17 protein-coding genes are annotated in these 15,802 nt (G+C 60.3%); 8 read left to right on the top strand and 9 right to left on the bottom strand.

The window, feature by feature from the left end; genetic code table 11:
• The 3 genes from ASG68_RS29520 (at nt 1) to ASG68_RS29510 (ending at nt 3,191) form a co-directional block, all read left to right on the top strand.
• The gene (locus tag ASG68_RS29520) at nt 1-933 is read left to right on the top strand and encodes a carbohydrate ABC transporter permease (protein ID WP_062584726.1); all 933 of its coding nucleotides are present in this window, start codon (nt 1-3) and stop codon (nt 931-933) included.
• A complete protein-coding gene (locus ASG68_RS29515; RefSeq protein WP_062584724.1) occupies nt 933-1,778 on the top strand; it encodes a carbohydrate ABC transporter permease in 846 nt (281 codons plus the stop codon). Before ASG68_RS29520 ends, ASG68_RS29515 begins: the two co-directional genes overlap by 1 nt.
• A 93-nt stretch (nt 1,779-1,871) precedes the next feature.
• Complete coding sequence (locus ASG68_RS29510; protein WP_062584722.1) at nt 1,872-3,191, top strand: extracellular solute-binding protein; 1,320 nt, start codon at nt 1,872-1,874, stop codon at nt 3,189-3,191.
• 76 nt (nt 3,192-3,267) lie between these two features.
• Here the strand turns inward: ASG68_RS29510 and ASG68_RS29505 are convergent, their stop codons facing one another.
• The 7 genes from ASG68_RS29505 to ASG68_RS29475 are packed head-to-tail and all read right to left on the bottom strand — an operon-like array spanning nt 3,268 to nt 9,798.
• The gene (locus ASG68_RS29505; protein WP_062584945.1) at nt 3,268-3,645 is read right to left on the bottom strand and encodes a cupin domain-containing protein; all 378 of its coding nucleotides are present in this window, start codon (nt 3,643-3,645) and stop codon (nt 3,268-3,270) included.
• Entirely contained in the window at nt 3,645-4,322 is a 678-nt protein-coding gene (locus tag ASG68_RS29500) for a cysteine hydrolase family protein (RefSeq protein WP_062584720.1), read from the bottom strand. The genes ASG68_RS29505 and ASG68_RS29500 overlap by 1 nt, the downstream gene beginning before the upstream one ends.
• On the bottom strand, nt 4,322-5,872 hold the full coding sequence (locus ASG68_RS29495; RefSeq protein WP_062584943.1) for an ABC transporter ATP-binding protein: 1,551 nt from the start codon (nt 5,870-5,872) through the stop codon (nt 4,322-4,324). The genes ASG68_RS29500 and ASG68_RS29495 overlap by 1 nt, the downstream gene beginning before the upstream one ends.
• On the bottom strand, nt 5,872-6,588 hold the full coding sequence (locus ASG68_RS29490) for a cysteine hydrolase family protein (RefSeq protein WP_062584719.1): 717 nt from the start codon (nt 6,586-6,588) through the stop codon (nt 5,872-5,874). Before ASG68_RS29490 ends, ASG68_RS29495 begins: the two co-directional genes overlap by 1 nt.
• Nucleotides 6,589-6,599: 11 nt before the next feature.
• On the bottom strand, nt 6,600-7,520 hold the full coding sequence (locus ASG68_RS29485; protein ID WP_062584718.1) for an ABC transporter permease: 921 nt from the start codon (nt 7,518-7,520) through the stop codon (nt 6,600-6,602).
• Nucleotides 7,520-8,650 (bottom strand): ABC transporter permease, encoded by a 1,131-nt coding sequence (locus tag ASG68_RS29480; RefSeq protein ID WP_062584717.1) that lies wholly within the window; start codon nt 8,648-8,650, stop codon nt 7,520-7,522. The genes ASG68_RS29485 and ASG68_RS29480 overlap by 1 nt, the downstream gene beginning before the upstream one ends.
• 17 nt (nt 8,651-8,667) lie before the next feature.
• Nucleotides 8,668-9,798 carry a BMP family ABC transporter substrate-binding protein gene (locus ASG68_RS29475; protein ID WP_062584941.1) on the bottom strand — a complete coding sequence of 377 codons (1,131 nt, stop codon included), beginning with the start codon at nt 9,796-9,798 and terminating at the stop codon, nt 8,668-8,670.
• 357 nt (nt 9,799-10,155) lie between these two features.
• Here ASG68_RS29475 and ASG68_RS29470 point away from each other — a divergent pair, with 357 nt between their 5' ends.
• The 3 genes from ASG68_RS29470 (at nt 10,156) to ASG68_RS32080 (ending at nt 12,398) form a co-directional block, all read left to right on the top strand.
• Nucleotides 10,156-10,836, top strand: coding sequence for a GntR family transcriptional regulator (locus ASG68_RS29470; protein ID WP_062584715.1), 681 nt, complete (start codon nt 10,156-10,158; stop codon nt 10,834-10,836).
• 328 nt (nt 10,837-11,164) lie between these two features.
• On the top strand, nt 11,165-12,082 hold the full coding sequence (locus ASG68_RS29465; RefSeq protein ID WP_062584710.1) for a transglutaminase-like domain-containing protein: 918 nt from the start codon (nt 11,165-11,167) through the stop codon (nt 12,080-12,082).
• A gap of 169 nt (nt 12,083-12,251) precedes the next feature.
• Nucleotides 12,252-12,398: a hypothetical protein gene (locus ASG68_RS32080; RefSeq protein ID WP_156373622.1), complete on the top strand. Its 147-nt coding sequence runs from the start codon at nt 12,252-12,254 to the stop codon at nt 12,396-12,398.
• 80 nt (nt 12,399-12,478) lie between these two features.
• On the opposite strand, the gene ASG68_RS29460 is transcribed toward ASG68_RS32080, so the two are convergent.
• Both ASG68_RS29460 and ASG68_RS29455 read right to left on the bottom strand, forming a co-directional pair.
• Entirely contained in the window at nt 12,479-12,871 is a 393-nt protein-coding gene (locus ASG68_RS29460; protein WP_062584708.1) for a YybH family protein, read from the bottom strand.
• A gap of 14 nt (nt 12,872-12,885) precedes the next feature.
• The gene (locus tag ASG68_RS29455; protein ID WP_062584706.1) at nt 12,886-13,512 is read right to left on the bottom strand and encodes a TetR/AcrR family transcriptional regulator; all 627 of its coding nucleotides are present in this window, start codon (nt 13,510-13,512) and stop codon (nt 12,886-12,888) included.
• A 117-nt stretch (nt 13,513-13,629) separates the two neighbouring features.
• Here ASG68_RS29455 and ASG68_RS29450 point away from each other — a divergent pair, with 117 nt between their 5' ends.
• Together ASG68_RS29450 and ASG68_RS29445 are read left to right on the top strand one after the other, a co-directional pair.
• Entirely contained in the window at nt 13,630-14,724 is a 1,095-nt protein-coding gene (locus ASG68_RS29450) for a spermidine/putrescine ABC transporter substrate-binding protein (protein ID WP_062584938.1), read from the top strand.
• A 214-nt stretch (nt 14,725-14,938) separates the two neighbouring features.
• Nucleotides 14,939-15,802 (top strand): ABC transporter permease, encoded by an 864-nt coding sequence (locus ASG68_RS29445; RefSeq protein WP_062584704.1) that lies wholly within the window; start codon nt 14,939-14,941, stop codon nt 15,800-15,802.

The raw sequence follows: 15,802 nt of genomic DNA, 5'->3' as shown, positions 1-15,802 counted from the left end.
ATGGCCGAGCAACTGACGCTCCCGCAGACCGCGACGCCGGCCGCCGGCGTCAGGGTTCCCAGCGCCGACATCTATGCGCCGAAATGGCGGAATTTCATTTTCGTCGCGCCCTACCTGTTCTTCTTCACGACGCTTCTGGTGTTCCCGCTGTTCTGGGGCATCTGGCTGTCGTTCCACAAGGCCGATACCTTTTCGACCGGCAAGTTCGTCGGCTTCGGCAATTATATCAGGCTGTTCAATGACAAGGTGTTCCTGCAGTCCATCTGGAACACATTCTACTTTGTCGGCCTGACAGTCCCGGCGCTGGCGCTGATCGGCTTGTTCTTGGCGCTCTGCCTCAACCGGCGGACACGATCGGCGGCCGTGCTGCGGACGATCTTCTTCTCGTCCTCGGTACTGTCGGTCACCATCGTCACGCTGATCTGGCGCATCGTCTACATTCCCAACAATGGCCTTCTGTCCATTGTTTACGGCTGGTTCGGGGCAACGGCGCCGTCCTTCATCTCGGATCCGAACCTTGCCATGATCGGCATCGCGATCGCGACGATCTGGTGGTGCATCGGCTTGCCGATGATGCTGTTCCTGTCGGCGCTGCAGCAGATTCCGCAGGATATCTACGAGGCGGCGGCACTCGATAATGCCAATCGCTGGCAGACGCTGCGGTCGATCACCCTGCCGTCGATCAAGCGCACCTTCGTCCTGGTGATCATCATCCAGATCGTCCTCCAGTTCCAGCTCTTCGGCCAGCCCTGGCTGATGACGCGCGGCGGTCCGAACAACCTCACCAAGCCGATCGTGCTCTACATCTACGACACGGCATTCCGTCGCTGGGACCTGGGGCTTGGCGCCGCCGCATCGGAAATCCTCTTCATCCTGATCCTCATCGCGGCCATGGCGCAGTATCTCGTAACACGCCGGAAGGGAGAACTCTGATGAGCCATAATCCCGCCATCAAGGGTCGTGCTTTCGGCGACCGTGTCCTGCTCGGACTGGTCATCCTGCTGGCGATCGTCATGATCGCGCCTGTGTTCTTCGTCGTCGCCCTGTCGCTGAAGAACAACCAAGAACTCATGGTCGATCCAAACTCGGTCTTCCGGCTGCCCTATACGCTGGTGAATTATATCAACACGGTCGGCACGTCCTCGGTGTTCCGCTGGGTGCTGAACAGCGCCATCGTCGCTGGCGGCCTGACGATCTTTACCCTCGTCCTGTCCTCGCTTGCGGGCTACGGCTTCGCACGGCTGAATTTTCCGGGCCGCGATGCGCTCTTCATCATCGTGCTGCTGGGTCTCGCCGTACCGGAGCAGGCCGTGTTGGTCGCTCGTCACCAGATCTTCAGCTGGATCGGTCTGCACAACAGCTATCCCGGGCTGATCCTCCCCGGTCTGTCAAGCGCCTTCGGTGTCTTCCTGATGACCCAGTATTTCCGCGCCATCCCCAAGGAATTGGACGAGGCGGCGATGCTCGACAATGCCAGCCGGTTCCGGATCTTCTGGAAGGTTTTGCTGCCGCTGACGGTTCCGGCCCAGGCAACGCTCGGCATCTTCACCTTCCTTGGCGCCTGGAACGATTATTTCTGGCCGCTGATCTCGGCGACCAAGAAGGAAATGTTCACGCTGACGGTCGGCATCGCGTCCACCCAGGTCAATTTTGCCCAGTCGCAGGGCATCGGCTTCCTGATGGCGCAGGCCGTGTTTGCCGGGGCGCCGATCCTGATCGTCTATCTCTTTTTCCAGAAATACATCGTCACCGCCGTCTCGGGCGCCGCGGTCCGATAACGCCATTGCCCGACGGCGGGAGAGGCCGGGGTGATCGAAGAAGCATGACGTCACTCCAGGGGGAGCGACGGGAACTCAGTAGGAGGAACTGAAATGCGCTTGAAAAATATACTGTTCGCAGCCGTGTCGGCCGGCGCCATCATGGTCGCGAGCTCGTCGTTCGCGGCAACCGAACTGACGGTGCAGCGCTTCTTCGGCGCCTGCGACGCGGATTTCGGGACCAACACCGACGTATCCAAGGCGGTCGGCGAATGCGGCATCATCACCTCGCTGATCAACAAGTTCAACGCCGACAATCCGGATGTGCATGTGTCGGTGACAACAGTGGAATGGCCGGGATACGACCAGCTGACCGCGCAGTTCGCCTCGGGCGATGCACCGGACATCGTCACCATCCATGAATCCGTTTTGTCTGATTACCAGTCGAAGGGACTTCTTCTGCCGCTCGATGACGTCCTGAGTGCGAATGGCCTGACGCCGGACAGCTTCACGGATGCTGCCCGCAACGGTGCGACCAAGGATGGCAAGATCTACGGCCTGCCGATCGATACCTGGACGATGCTCTACCATATCAACATGGACCTGTTTAAGCAGGCCGGCCTCGTCAATGCCGATGGTACTCCGATCCTGCCGAAGTCGACGGATGAGCTTCTGGCTCAGGCGGAGCAGTTCAAGCAGAAGACCGGCAAGCCTTATTTCGTGCAGAATCTTGCCAATGAGACCGCACTCTACACCCGCAATCTCTATACCTATCTCTTCCAGCAGGATTCCGATTTCTTCGCTGACCCGAAGCATGTGAAGCTCGATACGCCGGAAGCCAAGAAGGTCGTCGAACTCTACAAGGCGATCTTCGACAAAGACTACACGATCAAGGATCTCGATTACGGCGGCGCGATCAATGCGTTCCTCGCCGGCGAGGGCGGCGTTCAGCTGAACGGCACCTGGGTTATCGGCGACTACAATGCCCAGTCCGAAACGGCCGGCACGGCGCTGAACAAGGGCGGCTATGCGGTTTATCCGTATCCGCAGCTCTTCGGCGGCGCGCACGCGCAATATGCCGATGGCCATACCTGGGCCGTGTCGCAGAAGGACCGGACGCCTGAAGAGATCGCCGGCATCGGCAAGTTCCTGAAGTTCTTCGCCGACAACGATTTCGAATGGTCGCGAACCGGCCATCTGCCGGCTTACAAGTCCGTGATCACCTCGGACGCGTTCAAGGCCCTGCCGCATCGTGATACGGTTGCTGCCGTCGCCGATCTCGGCAAGCCGCTGCCGGCTGCCGTCCAACGCCAATTCGCCATCCAGGATATCATCGGTGAAGAAATGAGCGCTGCGATCAGCGGTCAGAAGGAAGTCGATGCAGCGCTGAAGGATGCCGAAAGCCGCGTCAACGAACTGCTCGAAAACCTGTAAGAAAGCGCCTCCCAAAAGTGTGGAACCCGTCGCGGAAACGCGGCGGGCTCTTCGTTTTATCGCAGATGCGTGACCTTTACCGTCCGCCTTGGACGGACCGCTTTGGCCGCTCCTCCTCCAGTATCTTCACCGGGCGGTCCCACTGGATGAGGACGACGCAACCGGTATCGCTCCAGACCGAATGTTCCGTTCCCTCCTTGTTGACGATCAGACTGCCCGGACCGTAGTCACCGGCCTCATCCGATTGCGTGCCCTGAAGCACCAGGATGGTTTCAAGCCCGACATGGAGATGGCGGGGAACGGAAGCGCCGGCTTCGTATTTCAGAAGGGCGACGCCAGGCTGTTCATTTTCGAACGGTTGGATCCAGTGGATCGTCACCTGGTCCCGAAAGTCTTCGAAGACGAGGTCTTTCCACCCGCCCGATGTCAGATTTTCGCGCGTCGTCTCCGGCATCATTCAATTCCTTCAATGATATCATCCACCGATCCAACCCAGCCGACAATGGCGCCTTGAGCCTTCATCATGGCGATGGCGGCAGCCTTGAATTCCGGGAAATAGCTTTCCGTCGCTTCCTCGGCGAGCAGGCACTCATAACCGCGGTCATTGGCCTCGCGCATCGTCGTCTGGACGCAGACCTCAGTGGTCACGCCGGCAAAGACCAATTGCTCGATCCCCTTGGACTTGAGGATATCACCGAGCGGCGTGGCATAGAATGCACCCTTGCCGGGCTTCTCGATGACGATTTCATCATCCACCGGTGCGAGTTCCGGCAGGATTGCGGTCCCCGGCTCGCCGACGATCAGCACGCGGCCCATCGGACCTTCATCACCGATTTTTAGTGTCGGATTGCCACGATTACGTTTGGCGGGCGGCAGGTCGGAGAGGTCCGGGCGGTGGCATTCCATCGTGTGGATCACCGGCAGGCCGGCGCTGCGGAAGCCTTCGATCAGCTTTTTCACATCCGGAACGATCTTCGTGATCCGGCTGACATCATTGCCGAGACTTGCGCCGAAGCCGCCGGGTTCGGCGAAATCGCGCTGCATGTCGATGACCACAAGCGCGATGGCGTCGCGCTTGAGGGGGAAGGGGAAGGGCTCTGCCTTGATCGTTGCTGTGAGTTTTTCTGGCATCAATGATGCCCTGCCATATGCGCGCCGATCACCGAAATATCGGCCGACAGCGCCGGTGTCTCATAGACCAGCTTGCCGTCCGACATGACCATGATCCGGTCCGACATTTCCAGAAGCTCGTCCAGATCCTCCGACAGCAGCAGCACGGCGGTGCCGGAATTGCGCGCCTTCATGATGCGGGCGCGGATTTCGGCAACGGCCGAGAAATCGAGCCCGAAGCAGGGGTTGGAGACGATCAGCAGATCGACATCGCCCGTCAGCTCGCGCGCCAGCACCGCGCGCTGGACGTTGCCGCCGGAGAGCGAGGCGATCGGCGAGGCATGCGACGCCGTCTTGACCTTGAAATCCGCGATCAGCGACGCTGCCCGCTTGCGCATCGACTTCATGTCGAGCCAGACGGCATCGCCGCCCTGCTTCTTGATGTCGAAGGTGCGGAAGGCGAGGTTCTCCGTCACCGTCATCTTCGGTGCACAGGCGTTGTTGAGCGGCTCTTCCGGAATGAAACGCACATTGTTGACGCGCGTTTCCTGCCGTGTCGCGCCATAGAGCGAGCCCTTGACGGTGATGCTGCCGGCGTCCGGCGAACGCTGGCCGGCCAGCACCTCGGCAAGCTCCTTCTGGCCGTTACCGGAAATGCCGGCGATGCCGACGATTTCGCCGGCATGGACAGTGAGATTGCCGATATCGATCATCTTCAGCCCGGTGCGATCCGGCGCCTTGATGTCGCTGACAACGAGGATCGGCTTGGCATCGGCGGGCACCGGCAGGCGGGTGTCGAGTTCGGCGAGCTTGACATCGCCGATCATCATCGCCGCCATGTCTTTGGTCGACAGGTCCTTCACCAGTCCGCCACCGGCCATCTTGCCGCGCCGGAGAACAGTCACCGCGTCGGTGAACTTGGTCACCTCGTGGAACTTGTGGCTGATCATCAGCACGGTCAGTTCGCCGCGCTCGGTCATGCCGCGCACCAGGCCCAGCATTTCATCGGCTTCTGCCGGCGTCAGCACCGAGGTCGGTTCGTCGAGGATCAGGAAGCTGCGGCCGAGATAGAGCTGCTTGACGATCTCGAGCTTCTGCTTCTCGCCCGCCGCCAGTTCACTGACGGGTCGGTCGAGCGGAATCTTGAAGGGCATGCGTTCCATGAAGGCGGCAAGGTCCTTGCGTTCCTTCGCCCAGTTGATCACCGCCGGTACATGCGCGCGGTTGATCACGAGGTTTTCAGCGCCCGTCAGCGACGGCACCAGCGTGAACTGCTGGTAGACCATGCCAAGGCCGTAGGTCGCTGCATCCCTTGGCGAATGAACCGCCACCTCGCGGCCATCGACCGACAGCGAGCCGGAGGTCTGGTGGTAGAAGCCCATGATGCATTTAACGAGCGTCGATTTCCCTGCGCCGTTTTCCCCGAGCAGGGCATGGAAGCTGCCGGCGGGAATGTCGATCGACACATTATCCAGCGCGGTAAAGCTGCCGAAGCGCATGGTCATGCCGATCGTCTGGATACCGACGGCCTTGCCGGGTTGCGGGAGGGGCGTGTCGCGGACCTGGGTGATCATGGCAGTTGCCTCACGAGGGTTTCGGAATTCGACACGGCACCGAAGACGCCGCCCTGCATCTTAACCATCTTGATGGCCGCCAGGTGGTTGCCGTAATCGGTCGCGCCGCAGCAATCCTCCAGCATCAGGCATTCGAAGCCGCGATCGTTGGCCTCGCGCATGGTCGTGGAGACGCAGACATCGGTGGTGATGCCGGTGAGGATGATGTTTTCGATGCGCTTCTGGTTGAGAATGAGTTCGAGGTCGGTGGCGCAGAACGATCCCTTGCCGGGCTTGTCGATAATGACTTCGCCTTCGATCGGATAGAGGTCGGGAATGATGTCCCAGCCGGGTTCACCGCGCGTCAGGATGCGGCCGCAGGGACCGGCGTCGCCAATGCCGGCGCCGATACGCTGCGAGCGCCAGCGCTTGTTGGCGGGCAGGTCGGCGAGGTCGGGACGGTGGCCTTCGCGGGTGTGGATGATGTGATAACCCTTGGCACGCATCGCCGCCAAAACGGTCTTGATCGGCTCGATCGGCGCCTGAACCAGCGACAGATCGTAGCCCATGTGGTCGACATAGCCGCCCTTGCCACAGAAATCGGTCTGCATGTCGATGATAATCAGTGCCGTATTATCGGGCCTGAGCGCGCCGTTATAGGGCCAGGGGTAGGGATCGGCATCGATATAGCTGAGCTTCTCACCGATCAGCGCTGCACTGGAAACCGTGTTCATGGTGGAAGCTCCTATTTGGTGATCGACAGGGCGCCCGGCGCGCCGGCAAGCGAGCGGCTGGGCGAGGAGGTTGCGACGAGGATGGCGAGAGTGAGGACGTAAGGGGCGGCGTAGAACAGGTAATACCCTTGCGTGACCCCGACCGATTGCAGCGCCGGGCCGAGCGCGCCGGCGCCGCCGAACAGCAGCGCGGCAAGAAAGCAGCCGATCGGGTTCCAGCGGGCGAAGATCACCAGCGCCACGGCCATCAGGCCCTGGCCGGAGGAAATGCCTTCATTCCAGGAGCCGGGATAATAGAGCGACAGGTAGGCGCCGCCGACCGCGGCCAGCGAGCCGCCGACGGCGGTTGCGAAAAGCCGTACTGTATCGGGGTTGAGACCCATGGCACGGGCCGCATCCGAACTGTCGCCGACGACACGCAGGATCAGGCCCAGACGGGTGTTCTTGAAGGCCCACCAGAGGGCAACGGCCAGCAGCCCGCCGATGACGAACAGGACATTGATGTTCAGCGCCGACTGGACCTGCGGGATATCCGACCAGCCACCGAGCGGAATGGAGGGCAGGCGTGGCGCGACCGGCTGGATGAATGGCTTGCCGAGGAAGAAGGCAAGCCCGAGGCCGAATTGCATCATGGCGATGCCGATGGCGATGTCGTTGACCTTCGGGAATTTGCAGATGAAGCCGTGGATGAGGCCGAAGATGGCGCCCGTCGCCATGGCCGCAAGCACGCCGAGCCAGGGCGAGCCGCTCATGACGGCGATGGCATAGGCCGTCATGGCGCCAAAGACCAGCGTGCCCTCCAGCCCGAGATTGATGCGGCCGGAGCGCTCGGTGATGGATTCCCCGAGGCTGACGAAGATGAAGGGTGTGGAGACGCGGATGGCGCCTGCGAAAATGGCGAGCGGGACGCCCCAGATGCCGATGCCTTCCATTATGCTGTCCTCTTCCAAAGGTCTGGATTGAAAATCTTGAACCGGCCGTAGAAGGTCTCGCAGAGCAGGATGACCACGAACAATGTGCCCTGCAGCACCAGCACGGTCGCATCCGGCAGGTCCATGCGGCGCTGGATCAGGCCGCCGGACGCATCGATGCCGCCGAGCAGGATGGCGACGGGAATGATCGCCAGCGGGTTATGCCGGGCGAGGAAGGCGACAAGAATGCCGGTATAGCCGTAGCCTGCCGCCAGCGACGCATTGGCCGAGCCCTGCACGGCGGCAACCTCGACCATGCCGGCAAGGCCGGCGAAGCTGCCCGCAATCGCAGCAAAGCCGACGATCAACCGACCGACGGGAAGGCCCTGGATCTGCGCCGCGCGGACATTGCCACCGGCGATGCGGGCAGCAAACCCGAAGCTGGTCGCCTCGATCAGGATGAAGGAGATGATGCAGGCGACGACGCCGATCGCCAGACCCCAGTTCACATCCATGCCCGGAATATTGCCGAGCATGTATTCGGCCGGAAGCGGGGCAGTGGACGGCTTGTTGAGGCTGGCGGGATCGCGCAACGGTCCCTCGATGAAATGGTTCATCAAAGCGATCGCAATGTAGGCCATCAGCAAGGAGGCGATGGTCTCGTTGACGCCGCGATAGTGTCTGAGCATGCCGACCGCGCCGATCCACAGGCCACCCATGAGCATGCCGGCGAGCGCCATCAGGGGCAGAACGATGATCGGCGGTGCGGAACCGATGAATGGCAGGGCGATCGCCGCAGCCGCGACGCCGCCGAGGACGACAGCGCCTTCACCGCCGATGATGACGAGGCCGAGCCGTGCGGGCAAGGCGACACAAAGGGCGGTGAGCAGCAGCGGTGCCGCGCGGCTGAGGCTATTCTGTATGGAAAACCAGCTGCCGAAGCCACCGGTATACATCAGCTTGAAAAGGTCGGCCGGCGATTTGCCGATCACGACGATGACGACGGAAAAGAGCGCCAGGCCGGCGAGGATCGCCCCCAGCGAAATCACCAACGGTTCGGCCCTGCGCGCCAGCCATTCCAGCATAGGGCGCAGGTTTCCGGTTTGGGCGGAAAGCGGGGGGAGGGCTGACGTGTTCGCCTCGATGGTCATGGCGCTCTTCCCTTCGATCAGGAGGTCGAACCGACGACACCCTCGACGAGATAGGCCATGCTCTCGAGTTCGATCGCATCTTCGGCCAGTACCTGGCTGGCTGTGACCGCATCGCCGCCCTTGTTGTCCTTGATCGGTCCCTTGAAGACGGAGAACGTGCCCTTCATCATTTCGGCGAGTGTCGTGTCGAACTTGGTGCGCGCCTCGGCGGATACGGCCGGACCGAGCGGGCTCATCTTGACGAAGCCGTCCTTCAGACCGCCACGGACGAAATTGCCGAGCTTTTCGCCGGCTTGAGCCTTCTTGACGAAGTCGGTGTAGACATTGCCCCAGGCCCATTCGGCGCCGGTGAGGTATTTTTCCGGTGCGAGCGGGCTCTGGTTGGCATGGTAGCCGCAGACGAAGGCACCGCGACCGGCAGCGGTCTCGACCACGACCTTCGGGCTGTCGACATGGCAGGTGATGACATCGGCGCCCTGGTCGATCAGGGCATTGGTGGCTTCTGCTTCTTTCACCGCCAGCGACCATTCGCCGGTAAAGATCACCTGGCAGGTGATGGCCGGATCGACCGAGCGGGCGCCGAGCAGGAACGAATTGATGTTCTGCAATACCTGCGGGATCGGCTTGGCGGCGACGAAGCCGATCTTCTTGCTCTTCGAAGCGTAACCTGCGGTGATGCCGTTCAGATACTGACCCTGGCCGATATAGCCGAAATAGGAGCCGGTATTCATCGGGTTCTTGCCTTCCTGCCACAGACCGCCGCAATGGCGAAACTGCACGTCCGGATATTTCTCCGCCATGGCCAGCATGTGGGGATCGAAATAGCCGAAGGATGTCGGGAAGACGAGCGTCGCGCCATCGAGGTTGATCATCGATTCCATGGTCTTCTGGACATCGACTGTCTCGGGGACGTTCTCTTCTTCAACGACAGTGACGCCGGCCATCGCCTTGATGACTGCGGCGCCTTCCGCGTGGGCCTGATTGTAGCCGTAGTCGTCCTTCGGGCCGACATAGATGAAACCGACGGTCAGGGCGGTCTGTGCGGCGGCGGTGGCGGAAAAGAGCGATGGGGAAAGACCAAGCGCGGCGGCACCGACGGCTGTGGTCTGAAGGAAGCTGCGACGGTTCATGGGCAGGAGTTTGGTCATGGCGGGCTCCTCGCGGCGATTGCCGGGTTCGAAAAAGGTCACGAGAAACTGTATGCAATGCGCATGCCAATCTTTAAGATATTGTTTTAATTGAAGGGATTCATCGAGCTGATTGGTGCTGAGGCAAACTGTATGCAATTTTTGCCATTCTTGATGCATTTTTCAGCAAAGCGTAAATTTACGGCTGATTTTTTCGAACTGTTGCCCTTAAGCAAGCTCGAATTTTGAAGCTTGTTGGCGCAAAACCGTCGATTGAGCTTATTTAATCAAGCCAATTCAATGAATTAAATCAAGCGTTGACATCGTCATCCCCGCGCTGCATCTGTATGCAGTGTGCGTACCAATCAGAATCGACCCGTGAAGCTCGCCAGAAAAAGAGACATCATCCGATCCGGAACCACCGTCGAGCAGCTGGTGCGGGCGATCGCCGATATGATTATCACCGGTGAAATGCGGCCGGGCGAGCGGCTCGACGAAATTTCGCTGGCCAACCGTTTCGAGGTGTCGCGGACACCGGTGCGCGAGGCGCTCGGACAGCTTTGCGCCATCGGTCTCGTCGGCCGGCAGCCGAACAAGAGCGCCATCGTCACCAATGTCACCCAGCAGCATCTGGCCTCGATGTTCGAAGCGATGGCCGAACTGGAAGGGATTTGCGCGCGGCTCTCGGCCGAGCGCATGACGGTGGATGAGCGTCGCGCGCTGGAGGCCGAACACAAGGCATCTGCTCGACTGGTGCATCGCGGAGCCGAGGAAGAATACGAGGCGCACAACACCGAGTTCCACACAAGACTTTATCGCGGCGCGCATAGCAATCATATCACCGATCTCGTCAGCCAGACCCGGGCGCGTCTGGCGCCTTTCCGGCGCGCGCAATTTCGGATCTCCGGGCGTCTGGCGAAATCCTATGACGAGCATGATGTGATCGTGACAGCCATTCTCCGGGCGGATGGTGCTGCGGCCGGGCAGGCAGCCTATGCGCATGTTTCGTTCGTCAGCAGCGCCAGCGCTGTGTTTGCCTCGGAGCCGGGCAAAAATTGACCGCGCATTCGACGGGATAATCATCCTATCAGGGGTTGCATTCCGCGTGTTGCGCGGTTCCGCAAATCGGCCTAGAATCTGAAAACTTGCTGCTTTGTTTGGCGCTTCCATCAGGGGCGTGGGCGATTGGTCCGATGACGCGGCGTGATGCCGTGCGTGCAAGTTTGGTCCTGCTGTGTGCAGGCCGAAAAGCGGTGCGACAACCGCATCAGGCGTCCCAGTATGCTTTCCTGTGTAAGAGGCCGCTAAGGCTCTCTCATTTCCATGCCTGAAGCCGGAACAAAATACGCTGGACATCCGTTCCGGCCTTGTCTGAGGGAGGTAGGCAATGTTCATACGGTTCGGATACGAGATCGGCGTCAGTTGCGTCCAGCCAACGCCGATGATGACTTACCTTTCAGTGGATCGAGCGCGGCGCGCCGATATCGTCAGTGAGCGCGGCCCAATCGCCGATCCGGTCATCAAGATGAGCGAGATCACCGATCCCTTCGGCAATATTTGCATGCGCATGGTCGTGCCGGAAGGTGGCATGACGCTCAGCTACGATGCCGTCATCCGCGACAGCGGCCGGCCCGACCCGGTCAATCCGGAAGCGAGCGCGGTCGCGGTCGAAAAGCTGCCGGCTGAATGCCTGCCGTATCTCTCCGCCAGCCGCTACTGCGAGACCGATCGTTTCGGCGCTCTCGCATGGCGGACATTCGGCGACATCGAGCCGGGCTGGGCACGTGTCCAGGCGATCTGCGACTATGTGCATGAGCGGCTGACCTTCAGCTACGGCTATACATCGACGTTGCGCACCGCCATGGAGGCGCACGAAGAACGGGCGGGGGTGTGCCGCGACTATGCGCATCTGGCTGTCACGCTTTGCCGCTGCATGAACATGCCGGCGCGCTACGTTAACGGCTATATGGGTGATATCGGTGTCGAGGGAAATCCGGCGCCGATGGATTTCAATGCCTGGTTCGAGGTCTATCTCGGCGATCGCTGGTACACGTTCGATGCGCGCCATAACGTGCCCCGCATCGGCCGGATCGTCGTGGCACGGGGACGGGATGCGGCCGATATTCCGCTCATCCAGACCTTCGGCAAGCATGAACTGACGACATTCAAGGTCTGGACTTCAAAAGAAGCCGATAGTGCCCTGACGAAGCCGCACAGTCAGGGCGACGTCTCACTGCTCACGCCATGGTTCAGCGAAAGGTGGTCGCGACTCGTGCAGGAGAGGCAGCACGAGCAGGAACATTAAAGCCTCTTCCGCGTTAACTGCCGTTGATCATCTGGTTGCTTTTTTCCCGGATGGCGCAAAACGAAGAAAATAATATCTATAAACTTGATGGAAAATATCGGAGAACTCAAAAAGACGCTGCGGCCGAAAAGGCGGCAGGACATCTGCAACAACTCTGGTGGAGGACAAGATGCAAGGTTCGAAACAAGTCATGCAGAATCGCCCGGCAGCTTACGGCGCACAGTCGGGACAGTTTTCCTGGAATATCGCGGCTCAGGCAGCCGCGCTGGCTGCGGCCTTCCTCTTCGTCTCCGCGCTAGTGTTCGGCGCGATCTGAGATCGAAATTTGGCGAAATCATCGCTTATATGCTGTTTTGAAAGCCCCTGATCCCAAACGGATGCAGGGGCTTTCATTTGTCAGGACTCCTTGGACAGGTGTTCGTGGACCGCAAGCCATCGGCCATCGGCCTGCTTTTCGAAGACGATCGTTTCCCGTTCCTGGCTGGTTACCGGCTCGCCGTTGAATTCCAGTTGCGTTTCGACCGCGTGGGTGAAGACCGCGACGGTGCCCAGCATTTGCAGATTGCGATCCGTGGACTGGCAGGAGAGGACCTTGAAGCCATCGCGCGTTTCCCACAGCGTCCACTCGGCTTCATAGGCGGCGCGGTTGCGCAGCGGGCGGTCGAGATTGTGGAAGATGAAGGTTGCGTCCTCAGTGAAAGCCGCGAAATATTCTTCCCGGTCATGCCGGGCAAAGGCGTCGATGAGGCTGTCTGCGGCGGCGAGAACCGCGTTCGTCGTGTGTTCCATCCCTGAATTTCCTCTTATTGTATTTTCGGGCCGCTGATCAGCGTCGCAAGCGGCCGGTTCTGGCGGCCGACCATGTCCTTCAGCGTGTCCAACTCCATCGCCTCGTCCTTGACAAATTCGATGAACATCATGTTGAGATTGTTGAAGAACATTTGGCCCGCAGCCACTGCATCGATCCCCGGCATGACCCCGCCGCGCAGCTGCAGCTTGGTCATCAGCGTCGAGACCTGATCACAGAGGCGGCCGTCGAGTTCGGTATAGCGCTTGCTGAACGGGCTTTCCGGCTGCTGGATCGAGATGGCCATGGCGGTGCGCCACATTTCCTTGCTCAGATAGACCAGCGAGTGATCGTAATACTGGCCGATCAGCGCCTGCAGCGCTTCGCTCACTGTGGCCGGCGGATTCTCGACGATGATCTTGCCGGCCGCCAGCACTTCCTCGACTTCCATCGACACGGCAGCGACGAGGATGTCGCCCTTGTTCTGGTAGTAATTGTAGAACGTGCCGACCGAGACCTCGGCGCGCTCGGCAATGTCCTCGATGCGGGCTGCGTCATAGCCCATCTCGCGGAAGAGGGTGGTGGCCGCTTCCAGGATGCGCCGGTTTCTGTCGGCTTTCTGCTTGGCGCGAAGACCCGTCATCCCGCGATTTCCTTTTTTATGAATGTCCTCAAAATTCACATTGACTTAAAAAATGAACTCATTCAATCTTTTTCTCGAAGGCGCCGCAATGAGCGCTGTGAACCAGAGGGCAACATGATGACCATTTCCTTGGGTGGCGTTTCCATGCGCCGATTTCTCTCGTCGGCCGCGGCCGTTTCGCTGGCTGCCGTCTCCACCGTCAGCGCGCCGGCGCCGGCTTTCGCAACGGAAGAACTGAATGCACTGGTCTGGTGCGACCACACCGATCCGGCCCTTGTCGAACCGTTCGAGAAGGCCAACGACGTCAAGGTCAACCTCAAGGACTATGAGGGGACGGGCGCAGCACTCTCCATTCTCGAACAGTCGCAGCCGGGTGATTGGGATGTGCTCGTGATCGATGGCGTCGATGTCCAGCGCGCTGTCGGGCTCGATCTGCTCGCCGAAATTCCCGCCGACAAGCTGCCGACCGCCGACATCTTCCCGGAAGTGCGGATGGAGGCCAACAACATGAAGGACGGCAAGACCTACGCCGTCACGGAAAAGTTCGGCTACAACACGATTTCCTACGACAAGACCAAGGTCGATCCGGCCGATATGAAGGACCTGTCGATCCTCTGGTCCGACAAGTACAAGGGCCGCATCGCGCTCTATGATTATTACCTGCCGATGATCGGTCTCGTTGGTCTCGGCCTCGGCAAGAAGACTGCCGATCTGTCCGATGCCGACATGCCGGCGATTTCGGAAAAGCTCGCCGCGATGAAGGCGGTGTCGAAGCAGGTGAGCGATGTCGTCTCCTCGCAGACGGCGCTTGCCACCGGCGAGGTCGATATCCTCGTCGGCGGTGGCGAATGGATCACGGCGGCGCTTTCGGGCGAGAAGCCGAACCTCGACTGGACCGTTCCGGACCAGGGCGCCGTCCGCTGGGCGCAGTCGATTGGCGTCATGAAGGCATCGAAGAAGCAGGATCTGGCGCTGAAATTCGTCCAGTACATCTTCAGCCCGGAAGGCCAGGCGCGCCTTGCCACCTCCTCCTGCTATTGGGCCATGCCTGCCAACATGAAGGCCGGCGAGCATCTGACCGATGCTCAGAAGGCAGCGCTGCGCTGGAACGACCAGGCCGAATACCTGAAGAAGACCCAGCTTTACCCGATCCCCAGCGCCGAACTCGACCAGAAGATGCAGGACGCCTGGACGGACATGATGCAGCAGTAGAGGTTTTCCTCTCCCCTTGTGGGAGAGGAAGCAATTTCAACTCTTAGCCAGAGGCTAAGTGTTAGAAATTGCAGGTGAGGGGTGTGCACGGAAGAAGCCCCCTCTCTTGCAAAATCTAGGACTTAGCTGAAGCTAAGATCCTGATTTTGCTTTCTCCCCCACCAAGGGGGAGATCATGCGCGCGCCGCAGCCTTCTCAAACCAGAAAGCCTCCCATGTCCACCACCACCCTCGAAGACACTGAACGCCGCAAGGCCTGGGGTTTCGTCGCCCCGGCGCTTCTGTGGACGATCGCCTTCTTCGTCGTGCCGTTCCTGTTCATGGCGGCGATGAGCCTGTGGTCGCGGCAGAGCGGCCAGATCGTGCGGGCTTGGAATCTGGACAATTACATCGCCTTTTTCGCCAAGGATTCGCTGTTCAAGGGGCTGGTCAATTCGCTGGAGATCACCCTGATCGTCACCGTCCTGTCGGTGCTGCTCGCATATCCGCTCGCATGGATCATTGCCGAGCGGGTGCCCAAGCGGCTGCAGCGGCTGGCGCTGATCATGGCGGTTTTGCCATTCTGGACATCCTATGTCGTGCGCTCCTATTCTTGGCTGCTGGTTCTGTCGAAGAATGGCGTCATCAACCAGACGCTGATGACGCTCGGCTTGGTCAGCGAGCCGCTGGAAATTGCCAGCAACCGCACGGCCACCGTCATCGGCTTCGTGCATTTCTTCGTCATGCTGCTGACGCTGACGATCTACGCCAACCTGATCCAGCTATCGCCGAACTATCGCCGGGCAGCGGCCGATCTCGGCGCCAATGCCTTTCAGACCTTCTGGCATGTCATCCTGCCCTTGACGCTGCCGGGCATCATGACCGGTGCGTTCCTGACCTTCGTGCTCTGCATCGGCGACTATGTCACGCCGCAAATCCTCGGCGGCAACAATGAACTCGTCCTGCCGCAGATCATCATGCTGCAGCTTGGCCGCCGCGCCGATTTCCCGATGGCTGCGGCACTGTCGATCATCCTGATGCTCGCGGTAACGGTTGCCTATGCGCTCTGCGCCCGCTGGCTGAAGATCGAGAGGGCCTGA

The sequence above is a fragment of the Rhizobium sp. Leaf453 genome, from assembly GCF_001425605.1.
GTDB lineage: Bacteria > Pseudomonadota > Alphaproteobacteria > Rhizobiales > Rhizobiaceae > Pararhizobium.
This window is presented reverse-complemented; position numbering and strand designations above follow the sequence as displayed.